Source organism: Halobacillus trueperi, from assembly GCF_003386945.1.
GTDB classification, from domain to species: Bacteria; Bacillota; Bacilli; order Bacillales; family Halobacillaceae; genus Halobacillus; species Halobacillus aidingensis.
The window spans coordinates 345,178-356,682 of record NZ_QUAE01000001.1 but is presented as its reverse complement, the minus strand read 5'-3'; the positions used below and the strand labels follow the sequence as shown (position 1 = coordinate 356,682).

Below are 11,505 nucleotides of genomic sequence, written 5' to 3'. Positions count from 1 at the left end.
AGGTCAGGCATCATCATTGGATTCATATTGCACCAGTAAAAATCCCCAGGATCATCATAAAAGTCTACAGGTTTCTGTGAATTTTATGATTTATAAAGTTTGTTTCGGTCCATCGGCTGGGGCGGTTTTTCCATCCAACCTCTTTCGATCATAAGCTTCTGTCCTTCATCCCCGAACTTTATGACATCAGCAATAAAGCGGCCGTATTGAACGGCTAAATCCTTCCGCATCGAAACAGACAAGGCGTCTCCAAGCTTAGAAATAGCCACTTGGTTTGAAGCACTGATTAAAAACAGGATCAACCGTTCAGAAAACGGAGAAGTGGTTGAGTTCGTTACTTCTATAGGAACAGGTGAACCAATATGGTGCTCGTTTTCTTTCAATAAATGATCCAGCGTTTCGATCTGGTTTTCAGCAAGTTTCTTCCCTTTTAATAAATAATTCTTGATTTCCTTATCTTTCGTCACTTGTAAAAACCCAATCAAAAGGACAAGCCCCATCCCATTTCTCTCAATATCCTGGAAAATCTCTGCCAGCTCTAAGACGTTTAATGGTCTCTTTTCCCCTAACCACGTGTTGACTAACGAAGGTTGATGCTCGATAAACTCCGCTTCTTTTGGATACTCGATCTTCGGAGGTCGGTCGAAGATTCCTTTGGCAAGCATCAAGCTTAACACTTTCCTATGTAATTCCGTTTCACGGGATTGGCATTCCTGCAGCAACGCGTAGATATCCATTCGAGTAACTTTCGTCAGAGCGTTCGCATAATGAGGAATGGTGATTTGACCCCCTCGATAAACAAAGCTCAAGGCGTATAAGTCTGTAAATAAAGCGGGAGCGGAAAGGTCAACATCCTTATCCGAAAAACCTTTGGGAATAGGAAATTTTTCTTCATTAAAAATGGCTTCCACGTTTCCTATAGTATAATCAACAATATTCAAAGCTTCTTCTACCATGGGTTTAATTTCAACATCTTGAAGATTTTGAAGGAAATGTTTATAAAAACAACGGACAGCCGTGCTTTGGATATAAGTTTTCCAAAGAATTGTAATGTCTGCTGAGCTTAACTTTACGAAATTATGCTTATCTTCCATGACGGCAACCTCCTATTGAATCATTCAAGAAATAGTATGTCCCATATAGGAAGATTAATTGCAATCCTCCCCACGCCACGAAAGCTTTTACTGAAAAAGCCGGTCACAGAATCTAAAAAGAGAGGAAGCCTAAAAGCCCCCTCTCCTTTCTCATTCCTTTAAAAATCAGCCGGCAGTTTTTCTTTTCCCGGCAGGAAATATTCACTTAATGCTTGCTGTAAAGTAGCCAGCGTCTCTGTTTGCTGATTGAAGTTGACCCCACTATTTGTAATCTCTCGTACCGTTTCTTTCCTGAGCCCTGTTATGACCGTTTTACAACCCATCATCGCTATACCGTCAAGGAGCTTCATTAATTCAATCGTACTTTCTTTATCCATCGCTGCAACACCGGATAAATCCATAATTAATGTTTCAATCCTCAATTCAGATACTTTTACTAACACTTTATCTTTGAGGGTTTCGATACGGTTGGTATCCAACGCCCCTATGAGCGGGAGGATACAGATGGAGGCATCGATAGGAATGATGGGAACAGAAAGATTCTTCACGAGTTCCTGTTGCGCTGTAAGCAGGGAGTCCTTGTATGTAGAGAAACTGATGAAGAACGAATTCAAAAATTCATCGACGCGGTTATTGATCGCGTGTTCCAATTGAAAAAAATACCGGATTTGCTTATTCTCATTCATTTCATAAAATTTTTCAATCATACCCCATAGAGTTCTGCGGATCGCCTGTATCCATTCTAACTTGAATGACAGGTCAATGGAATGCGTAGCCCAGGCAATGCCCTCTTTTTTGGCAAAATTCCTCAATGCTTCATCTTCGCCATCAATGATATAAAAAACAAGGTGATGCGCATTGTTCACAAGATCGATGTTCCCTACAGTTAAAATATCATCAATCTTGTCTTTCACATTCACGGCTTCGTTCAGAAGGGTTTGTTCGAAGATTTGATTATTTTTCTCGAAGAATCCTTTTAATTGATCGGAGTAATCATAAGTTAATTCCATGCTTTCACCCTTTCTTAGTTTTCACATCTTGATCTGTGATTATTTTTATAGGATACAAGCGGGGACAAGGAAAGAAAAATCCTGACTTATATTCGTTATCATACCACTTCTTCCATCTTCATGGTAGGAATAAAAATAGTATCCGACCCCGAACCCATAAAACGCTTTCATTCACTTAGACTGATGATTGATCACGATCGATAATTTATAATTGGCATGCCTGTTCAAATCTACCAGGAACTGATCCAATTGGTTATGGGAAACAAATCGGCACTCCAACATATAGCATCCCTCTCCACTGATTTTGTAATGATTCTCCACATGCTTCGTTTGGGTTTCAACAAAATTCAGATAAGGATGATGCGAGGTACTTTGGGTTATAACCGTAATAAAAGCATGGACGGCATACCCGATCTTCTTCTTGTTCACTTTTACTGTATACCCCTCGACAACGCCTTGTTCTTCCAGTTTTGCCACCCTTGTCGCGGCCGCTTGGCCTGTCAAATGGACTTTATCTCCTAATTCTTTCATCGTCATCCGGCTGTTGTGCGTCAATTCCTGTATGATTTTCAAATCTGTATGATCCAGCATGTTGATTCTATCCTTTCATAAATCAAGTGAAAACACATAAAGACTTGATTTTATCTATGTCGTTCCCCTTTTAACTAAGTATAAAATAGACTTAGACCTAAGAAAAGGAGTTTTCATATGGACATCACACACATTCGAAATGCGACACTTATCGTAAAATACGCGGGCAAAAAATTTTTAATAGACCCTATGTTAGCAGAGAAAGGAGCTTATCCTCCCTTCCCGGATTCGGTTCGTCAAGATCAAAACAACCCATTGGTTCCTTTACCTACTTCACTGGACCAAAAGATAAAGGATGTAGATGCCGTCATTGTCACCCATTTACATTTGGATCACTTCGATGATGCAGCTAAAAAAGCACTGCCAAAAGATATGAAAATGTTTGTTCAAAATGCAGAAGATGCGGCAGAAGTGAACAACAGCGGTTTTCAAAATGTTGAAGTGCTTACAAGAGACACAGACTTTCACGGTATCCAATTAACGAAGACAGCTGGAGAACATGGAAGGGGTGACATTCTCGAGTTTGCCGGGCAAGTCTGTGGCGTCGTCTTCAAACACCCGGATGAAAAAACGTTATATGTTGCAGGAGACACCGTATGGTATGAAGGTGTGCAAAAAGAAATCGACCAGCACCAGCCGGATATTATCATAGTCAATGGCGGGAATAACCAATTCCATCAAGGGGGATCACTTGTCATGGGGAAAGAAGATATCCACGAAGTGCATAAAGCTTCCCCTGATGCCGAAATCATTGTCGTTCATATGGAAGCTGTTAACCACTGGACATTGTCGAGAAAAGAACTAAAAGATTATACGAATAACGTAGGAATGGACACACATGTCAGGATTCCTGAAGATGGAGACTCCTACTCCTTTTGAAGCACTTTTCTATTGATCGTGCCAGCATCCCATCCGCCAGGGATGCTGGCTTTTTTTCTACCTAACTGCGGCGGGACCAGATGACAACAGGAATGAGGAGGAGTGATAAGAGCCCTCCTCCGATAGATAAGATGGCGAAACTTGAATTCGCTGCCACCATTCCCGAAAGGGCACCACCGGAAGCACCGGCTAAGGCGATAAACACATCTAGTGTCCCTTGTGTTTTCGCACGTGTTGCAGGCCCAGTCGAATCCACAACTTGTGCTGTACCGCTGATCAAACCGAAATTCCATCCCAACCCCAGCAATGAAAGGGCGATAATTAATAGAAACACAGAATCATCAGGTGCGGAAGCGGCTACTAAACCAGCCAGTAATAATATGATACCAGAAGCTATACTCATAGCTGTCCGCCCTATTTTATCAACCAATACCCCAGTGATCAGGGATGGAAGATACATCGCTCCAATATGAAAGCCGATGACCATTCCCACTTCACTCAAACCATGTCCATGATTTTTCATATGGACAGGGGTCATCGTCATGATGGCGACCATCACAAGCTGGGTTAACACCATAACCGTCGCCCCGACCGCAAGACCTTTTTTGTCTGAATGACTGTTTATAAGATCCGGACCCATGTGTTGATTGTTTTCTTTGTTATACGAAGCGATTCTTTTGGCCATATCCAGCGGATCCGGCCGCAGCAGCATAAAAAGCACAATACCTGCCAGGATGTAAGCCGCTGCCGATAAAACAAATGGCCCTGCCAGTGCTGGAATTCCGATGGAACGAGCGATCTCCCCCATGATTCCGACTAAATTCGGTCCTGCTACAGCTCCAAATGTTGTCATGACCATTGTAATACTTACAGCTGTAGCCCGCTGCTTTTGACTGGCCAGGTCTGTGCCTGCATAACGGGCCTGCAAATTGGTTGCCGTGCCTGCACCGTAAACCAAAAGAGAAGCAAATAAGAGAAAGACACTATGGAAAACGGCTGCAAACACTACCCCGATCGAACCAAGACCGCCTACAATAAAGCCTGCCGATAAACCTGTGCGACGTCCATACCGCTGAGAAAGTCTTCCGACGATTAAAGCGGCTCCCGCCGATCCTAAAGTGAATAAAGCGGCCGGAACCCCAGCAAAAGCATCCGTACCGAGCATTTCCTGTGCTAACAAAGCTCCAACGGTAATCCCCGCCGCAAGACCAGCGCCTCCAAAAATTTGCGATATACTCACAACAACCAATACTTTTCTATACATTCTTTTTAACTGCTCAGGAGAAGCTATGTAATCCTGAACGGGATCTTGCATGCTGCCGGACATCTCCACACCTTCCCTCTTTGAAACATTCATGCCAAAACGAAGCAGCTCTTTCATTCAACTAAATAATTGAATAGTTGTATATTAGTGAGAAATGTATCGATTGTCAATCTTTTTAAACCACCAATAAATTACATCTTCTTCCCCCTTCTTGATCATGATTCTTTACAATACACATTCCCTAATGATATTATTCAACCATTCAGTTAAATAGTTAAATGTAAGGAGATGGAGTGTAAACATGGATGCAAGATCATTCAAAGATACCATCTACAATGAATTCGCCCGGATTGGAAAAGTTTTATCCAGCCCGAAACGATTGGAACTGCTCGATTTGCTTTCTCAATCACCGAAATCTGTCGAAGTGTTATCCAAAGAAACGAAAATGTCGATGGCTAATACATCAAAACACTTACAGGCATTACTGGACGCTCGTTTAGTGAGCTATAAAAAGGAAAAAAATTATGTCATTTATCAACTGGCAAACCCTGACGTTACGAACCTTCTTTTCTCCTTAAAATCCATCGCCGAAGCACAAATGGCTGATGTGAATCTTTTACGGGAAAGCTTTATAAAAAGAGGCGAAGACCTGGAAACACTGGAGCTTGAGGACTGGGTCGAACGCAAGAAAGAGGACAGCCACATACTGATTGATGTCCGCCCGAAAGCAGAGTATTTAAGCGGCCATCTGGATGGAGCGATTTCCATCCCCATGGAAGAGTTGAATGATTATATCCGCAATCTTCCGAAGGATAAAAAAGTGATCGCATACTGCCGCGGTCCATACTGTGTCTATGCAACTGAAGCGGTGGAGTATTTGAAAGCAGAAGGCTTTGATGCCGCCCGATTGGAAGCAGGTATTCATGAGTGGAACCAATATAAAGAACAGCATACCCACTAAACCGTCCACTACCTCAATATTGTTGACCTTATATTTAAACTCCCCATTGTGGAAGACACGGTTTCGAGACTTTTGTGTAGAGGTTCGGGGCTTCGGGGGATGAGTCGCTTTCCGCGGGAGCGCGGTGAGCTTCCTCGGACTACCCGTCCTGCGGGATCTCACCAAGCACTCTTGTCCCGCAGGAGTCTCCCCATCCCCCGAAGCCCCTTGCCTTACAAGTATCTCGAACCCCCTCCATAAGGGTCGAAGTTTGCAATATTACCATTTGGATAAGAGAGTGTACATTCTACAGTGAAAGCCTGTTACAAAGCACTCCTATACATTATGGGTGGTGGAAAACACCAATCCCGGAAAGGGGTTCGTTTTCACCTTCATCAAATGGGGGTGTTGGGAAGCTGCGAGACTCCCGTGGGAATGGATTGGCTGGCGAGACCCCACAGAGCGAAGCTCGAGGAGGCTTGCCGCCATCCCCACAGGAAAGTGTTCAAATGTGGAATCGCCCTGGTAGACACGACTGGCATAAGCCGAACAGCAACGGAATGTGCTCTTTCATTCCGTTGCTGTTCGGCTTATGACGCGAGTGTCTGGGTGATGGAGCTGGACGAGTAGCTTCCCAACACCCCCTGACTCTCCATACATCAAACGAACCCCGTAATCTCGAACCTAAGTCTTCCACCATCCTGCCAAATACTTTAATAACAAATAAAGGAGGGATACCCTATGAGAAATGTGCAAGTAGGTGTCAGAGAAAATATTGTTCAATTTGTATTACTAGTGGTGATCAACCTGTTCGTCGGGTCGATGGTAGGTTTGGAGAGAACCATTCTGCCGATTATAGGAGAAGAACGATTCGGATTAGCATCCATGAGCGCTGCCTTATCCTTTATCGTCAGCTTTGGTTTTTCAAAAGCGATCGTCAATTTCTTCGCAGGGGATCTGGCCGATCGGATGGGAAGAAAACAGGTGCTGCTCGTGGGCTGGGGGATCGGGTTAATCGTTCCGATCCTGGTGATTTTCGCTCATGCCTGGTGGGTCGTCATTGTCGCCAACATCTTTTTAGGGATTAACCAAGCACTCACATGGTCGATGACCGTAAACATGAAGGTCGATCTCGCTAAATCCACACAGCGGGGATTAGCCGTCGGCTTCAACGAATTTGCCGGCTATATCGGTGTAGCGATTATGGCCGTTGTATCAGGGTATGTGGCTTCTACTTATTCATTAAGTCCGGAGCCCTTCTACATTGGAATCGTCCTCGTCATCATTGGATTTATTTTATCTCTTATTGTCCAAAATACGGATCAGCATGTGAAAACACAGGCAAAACAACACAAGATCGAATCTGATCCTGTTTCCACATGGGAAGTTTTCAAGCGTACATCATGGAAAAACCCTGATTTAGCAAGCAACAGCTTAGCTGGACTGACGACGAACTTAAAAGACGGCATGGCATGGGGGCTCTTCCCGATCTTTCTTGCTGCCGGTGGCTTAAGTGTCGGTCAGATCGGTACGGTGGTTGCCGTATATCCAGCAGCCTGTGGGTTGTTTCAATTATTCACAGGGGTTTGGAGCGATAAAATCGGACGTAAAAAATTGATTGTACCGGGCATGTTTGTTCAGGCATTCTCGTTATGGTTCATCTTACTCGTGGATAGCTATTCCCTTTGGATCATCGGTGCCGCCCTCCTGGGTATCGGTACAGCCATGGTTTATCCGACCATTCTCGCTTCCATAAGCGATGTCGCCCATCCAGAATGGCGCGCCACATCCATGGGTGTTTACAGGTTTTGGAGAGACAGTGGCTACGCCTTTGGTGCACTCCTTGCCGGAATCATTGCTGACATGATCAATGTCGACTGGGCCATCGGTCTTGTCGCCCTTCTCCCGCTCCTTGCTGGAATTATTGCCTGGACGAAAATGAAGGAAACACTTCAATCTTCAGCGTAAGCCAAATGCCAACCCAACTCTGTTATTTTTCAAGCAGAGCCGGGTTGGCATTTTTTTATGACAAATCATTCCAAAATTATGTTTTCTATACCAAAATAAGGGAATATTCTTACTATTGTTTCTATTTCTCACAGCTTAGGTGTCGTGAACGTATCGTTTGGTATTTCATTTCCCTTAAGGAGGAAAAACATGACATATAACCGGGCAGTAGCGTACACAGGAAATGGTGGAGTGACGGTGAAAGAGATTGATTTTCCAGAGTTGGTACTTAGAGACGGACCAGGAGTAAACCCGCAGAATGTCGGCCGTAAATGTGAACACGGGGTTATTTTGAAAGTGGTTTCCACGAATATTTGCGGCAGTGATCAGCACATGGTCCGCGGAAGGACGACGGCTCCGGAAGGACTTGTGCTCGGACATGAAATTACAGGTGAAGTGATTGAAACCGGCCGGGATGTCGAGTTTGTCAAAAAAGGCGACCTCGTTTCGGTTCCTTTTAACATTGCCTGTGGCCGCTGCCGGAACTGTATTGAAGGAAAAACCCACATTTGCTTACACGTAAACCCTGACAGACCGGGTTCAGCTTATGGCTATGTCGATATGGGAGGCTGGGTCGGCGGGCAGGCTGAATATGTCATGGTTCCTTATGCCGATTTCCAAGTACTGAAATTTCCTGATAAAGACGAAGCCATGGAAAAAATCCTCGACCTCACAATGCTTTCGGACATCTTCCCTACCGGATTTCACGGCGCCTATACAGCTGGAGTGAAAATGGGATCCACGGTTTATGTCGCCGGTGCAGGTCCTGTAGGCTTAGCTGCCGCTCATTCCGCCCAATTACTTGGAGCTTCTGTTGTCATCGTAGGGGATTTGATAGAAGAACGGTTGGCCCAGGCACGCAGCTTTGGCTGTGAAACCATCAACATCAGCAAGCATGATGACATTTCCGAACAGATTGAGCAGATTCTCGGGGTTCCGGAGGTGGATGCAGCCGTGGACTGTGTCGGTTTCGAAGCTCATGGACATAACCACCAGGAAGCTCCTGCCGCTGTCCTTAATGACATTATGGATGCGACCAAAGCTGGCGGAGGTTTAGGCATCCCCGGTCTTTATGTAACAGAAGACCCCGGCGCCTCTGATGAAGATGCCCGCAGAGGGTCATTAAAACTGGACTTTGGTCTCGGATGGGCGAAAGCTCAATCGTTTGCCACAGGGCAAACACCCGTTATGCAATATCATCACGGATTAATGATGTCGATTTTGAAAGGAAAAGCAGACATCGCAAAAGCCGTAAATGCTACAGTGATTCGTTTAGAAGACGCTCCACGTGGTTATGAAGAGTTTGACAGCGGGGTAGCGAAAAAGTTTGTCCTCGACCCGCACAACCTGATCCGCAGCTAATGATTGAACGTCTCTACCCCCTATAGAGGGATAGAGACGTTTTTTCCTTTTCAACGCCCTCCCTAAGTATGAATGGGTTCTCTACATACGGGGCGCCATAAAAAAAGAATAGATATCAAAAAAAGCTGACTAGTACATCTAGTCAGCTTCCCCCCATCATTCAGAGGCTACCTTTTCTTTCAATGCTTTCACTGTACCGGTATGGACTCCTTCATGGTATAGCGTGAAGTTAAGGATTTCTCCTACCGTTGGCAAAGATAAGAAAGCTTGTGCCGCTTCGTCTTCCAACTGTCCAGTCAGTAATTCCTTCAGCTGCACCGGCTGCTCCTTAAGCACTTGCTTCAGCTCATCAAGAGAAGGAACCTCCCCCTGCCAATCGGCTGGTTTTGTTCCGGGTGCAAACAACTCTATGTAACGGGAAGGGGTTTCAATCGTTTTGCCTCCAAACTTAGTCAGCAATGAGTTTTGCACCACGTATATGTGCCCGAGGTTCCAGCGGATCGTGTTTTTGAATCCTTCTGGTTGTTCATCTGCCTCTTCCTCTGTGACACTTTCCAATATCTTTAATGTGGCTTGTCTTACCAGGCTGATTTGTTTAAACAGCTGTTCTTCATTCATATGAACATCTCCCTTCTACCCTATTATTCTAGCTACCTCCCCTGCTATTCACAACTAAACTGCTCGGGTCAAAGACCATGGCCTTTGTAGAAAATACAGGAGATCTCACGCTATATTTCCAGATTTAAAAAACAGAAATCTCCTGTTTATCTTTCAGGAGATTTCTCTATGTGAAAAGGGACATGTTCTTTATATTTAAGTATGCATATTTCCAACAAGCCAGCTTCTCGGTTGATAAAAACCAACAGGAATTTGAATGAGCGTCGTTTCTCCGGAGCTCTCCAACTGATACATCTGATCACAAGCCTTCCCATCATACCCAAGCAGCGGATGGCCGTTCATACCAAGGGCACTGGCGGTTAACAACAACTTTTGAAGGAGCATGCCTGCTTCCATCTGCTGAATCCGGTATCCCCTGTACCCGAGTTCCTTTTTGTAATGGGTTCGTTCACCTACGATATGAAAACAGATCGGCACTTGATGGAGATTGACGTTATCGACTTTCATCGCTTTCTGCAACGGGAGACGAAAATCGCCTTGATGTATTTCAATCAACGAATGGGTCCGGGCATTATATCGATAGGCGCCGTCAGCCAACTCTTCCACACCGTGAAAACATCCATAAATAGAAAGAGAGGATCGGCCGTTTTTTGAATAAAGGTCTGTATGGGATGTTTGGACTGCCTCTTTAAGAAGCAATGCAAGATGCTTTAATGGAATCGTTTGTTTGATAAAGTCCAGTTCTGGCGAGTGCCGCTTCCGGCAGACCTCAGCCATGTCGTAGGTCAATGGTTCAACTTCCGGTAACGGGTGGCTGCGGTAAAAATCCCGAACCTCTTCTTTTTCTTTTAAAAGCCCGAACTGTGCTGGAGAGTCGAACATGGAATGCTGGTTCATTTTTTTAATGGACGGGAAGTCCAGGACACTTTTTGAACGTTGATAATGGCTCGTGTGAACGGCTGGGATTTCTCTGCCCCCTTCAGATGCTGACCATTGATTAACAAAGGAAGAGGTCCGATCTGTAAAAGGGATAACGGCATAGGTGCTCTCCTCCTCGTCATCCAGGCCAAGCAGGTGATTGATGGAGCGATCCACAAATTGAAAATGTACGTTAGTAAAAAACTGGACACAAGAACCCACTTCCCGGCATTGACCGAGCAGCGCACCTGCATCGAGTCCTTGAAGACGATAGGCGAAGTGGTTGTATTTGAAAAAGTTTTTCCAGAACATCGTCGTCACGAACAGAACACCCTTCGCTTCGGACAGATCCGAGAGGTTTCCAAGTGCCTCTGTTATAAAAGCATCGAAATTCCCCTCACGAATCAAAAGCAGACGGTGGTGTGCGGCATCGTAATGGTAGACGCCATCCGGGAACCCTTCCATTTTTAAATAAATGTACAATTCACTCGGATACAATCCTCCCCCCGAAGGGACGAACCGACGGAACGCATGGATGGTTTCGGGGTGGGGCCCTTCTGCTGAAGGGACCGCTGTTTCACTGTAGCGGGCAAGCCCGTACGTGTACCAGAGAAAAGCACTGAGCCTCGTACGTTCACTCTTTGAAGCTAAATCATCTTCCTGTAACGACAGCGGAATTTCACTGTCGAGCGGAACCTCCTGTAAATGCTCGTAGAGTTTATAAGGGAGCGGAGCATCCTCCCATGCCGCTTCCCAATCGGCCGGGATAACCCGCTCACTCTGAAATTGTAAATCATGCAAGAACCTGTCAAGATCCATCAC

The 11,505-nt window shown here is 45.1% G+C and carries 10 protein-coding genes; 4 read left to right on the top strand and 6 right to left on the bottom strand.

The features are described 5' to 3' along the window. Nucleotides 1-83: 83 nt before the first annotated feature. The 3 genes from DYE48_RS01835 to DYE48_RS01825 form a co-directional block, all read right to left on the bottom strand. Nucleotides 84-1,094, bottom strand: coding sequence for a DUF3231 family protein (locus DYE48_RS01835; protein WP_115822145.1), 1,011 nt, complete (start codon nucleotides 1,092-1,094; stop codon nucleotides 84-86). A gap of 158 nt (nucleotides 1,095-1,252) precedes the next feature. Continuing rightward, the gene (locus tag DYE48_RS01830) at nucleotides 1,253-2,104 is read right to left on the bottom strand and encodes an STAS domain-containing protein (protein ID WP_115822144.1); all 852 of its coding nucleotides are present in this window, start codon (nucleotides 2,102-2,104) and stop codon (nucleotides 1,253-1,255) included. Between the two features lie 171 nt (nucleotides 2,105-2,275). Next, nucleotides 2,276-2,695 (bottom strand): Lrp/AsnC family transcriptional regulator, encoded by a 420-nt coding sequence (locus DYE48_RS01825; protein ID WP_115822143.1) that lies wholly within the window; start codon nucleotides 2,693-2,695, stop codon nucleotides 2,276-2,278. Nucleotides 2,696-2,812: 117 nt separating this feature from the next. Here DYE48_RS01825 and DYE48_RS01820 point away from each other — a divergent pair, with 117 nt between their 5' ends. Continuing rightward, complete coding sequence (locus tag DYE48_RS01820; RefSeq protein WP_115822142.1) at nucleotides 2,813-3,574, top strand: MBL fold metallo-hydrolase; 762 nt, start codon at nucleotides 2,813-2,815, stop codon at nucleotides 3,572-3,574. A gap of 61 nt (nucleotides 3,575-3,635) precedes the next feature. Here the strand turns inward: DYE48_RS01820 and DYE48_RS01815 are convergent, their stop codons facing one another. Next, nucleotides 3,636-4,901 carry an MFS transporter gene (locus DYE48_RS01815; RefSeq protein WP_115822141.1) on the bottom strand — a complete coding sequence of 422 codons (1,266 nt, stop codon included), beginning with the start codon at nucleotides 4,899-4,901 and terminating at the stop codon, nucleotides 3,636-3,638. A gap of 238 nt (nucleotides 4,902-5,139) precedes the next feature. On the opposite strand from DYE48_RS01815, the gene DYE48_RS01810 reads away from it, so the two are divergent. From DYE48_RS01810 to fdhA, 3 genes are all read left to right on the top strand, one after another. After that, nucleotides 5,140-5,799: an ArsR/SmtB family transcription factor gene (locus tag DYE48_RS01810; RefSeq protein ID WP_115822140.1), complete on the top strand. Its 660-nt coding sequence runs from the start codon at nucleotides 5,140-5,142 to the stop codon at nucleotides 5,797-5,799. 720 nt (nucleotides 5,800-6,519) lie between these two features. Next, complete coding sequence (locus DYE48_RS01805) at nucleotides 6,520-7,746, top strand: MFS transporter (RefSeq protein ID WP_115822139.1); 1,227 nt, start codon at nucleotides 6,520-6,522, stop codon at nucleotides 7,744-7,746. A gap of 189 nt (nucleotides 7,747-7,935) precedes the next feature. Further along, nucleotides 7,936-9,147, top strand: coding sequence for a formaldehyde dehydrogenase, glutathione-independent (gene fdhA / locus DYE48_RS01800; protein WP_115822138.1), 1,212 nt, complete (start codon nucleotides 7,936-7,938; stop codon nucleotides 9,145-9,147). Between the two features lie 156 nt (nucleotides 9,148-9,303). Here fdhA and DYE48_RS01795 read toward each other — a convergent pair whose 3' ends face one another. Both DYE48_RS01795 and DYE48_RS01790 read right to left on the bottom strand, forming a co-directional pair. Beyond that, a complete protein-coding gene (locus DYE48_RS01795; protein WP_115822137.1) occupies nucleotides 9,304-9,765 on the bottom strand; it encodes a DinB family protein in 462 nt (153 codons plus the stop codon). Between the two features lie 195 nt (nucleotides 9,766-9,960). Continuing rightward, nucleotides 9,961-11,502 (bottom strand): SagB/ThcOx family dehydrogenase, encoded by a 1,542-nt coding sequence (locus DYE48_RS01790; protein ID WP_115822136.1) that lies wholly within the window; start codon nucleotides 11,500-11,502, stop codon nucleotides 9,961-9,963. Nucleotides 11,503-11,505: the final 3 nt, after the last annotated feature.

What these genes read in the sequence shown, in the direction of transcription:
- DYE48_RS01835 (WP_115822145.1), bottom strand. Translation starts at nt 1,094, where the DNA reads ATGGAAGATAAGCATAATTTCGTAAAGTTAAGCTCAGCAGACATTACA.
- DYE48_RS01830 (WP_115822144.1), bottom strand. Translation starts at nt 2,104, where the DNA reads ATGGAATTAACTTATGATTACTCCGATCAATTAAAAGGATTCTTCGAG.
- DYE48_RS01825 (WP_115822143.1), bottom strand. Translation starts at nt 2,695, where the DNA reads ATGCTGGATCATACAGATTTGAAAATCATACAGGAATTGACGCACAAC.
- DYE48_RS01820 (WP_115822142.1), top strand. Translation starts at nt 2,813, where the DNA reads ATGGACATCACACACATTCGAAATGCGACACTTATCGTAAAATACGCG.
- DYE48_RS01815 (WP_115822141.1), bottom strand. Translation starts at nt 4,901, where the DNA reads ATGTCCGGCAGCATGCAAGATCCCGTTCAGGATTACATAGCTTCTCCT.
- DYE48_RS01810 (WP_115822140.1), top strand. Translation starts at nt 5,140, where the DNA reads ATGGATGCAAGATCATTCAAAGATACCATCTACAATGAATTCGCCCGG.
- DYE48_RS01805 (WP_115822139.1), top strand. Translation starts at nt 6,520, where the DNA reads ATGAGAAATGTGCAAGTAGGTGTCAGAGAAAATATTGTTCAATTTGTA.
- fdhA (WP_115822138.1), top strand. Translation starts at nt 7,936, where the DNA reads ATGACATATAACCGGGCAGTAGCGTACACAGGAAATGGTGGAGTGACG.
- DYE48_RS01795 (WP_115822137.1), bottom strand. Translation starts at nt 9,765, where the DNA reads ATGAATGAAGAACAGCTGTTTAAACAAATCAGCCTGGTAAGACAAGCC.
- DYE48_RS01790 (WP_115822136.1), bottom strand. Translation starts at nt 11,502, where the DNA reads ATGGATCTTGACAGGTTCTTGCATGATTTACAATTTCAGAGTGAGCGG.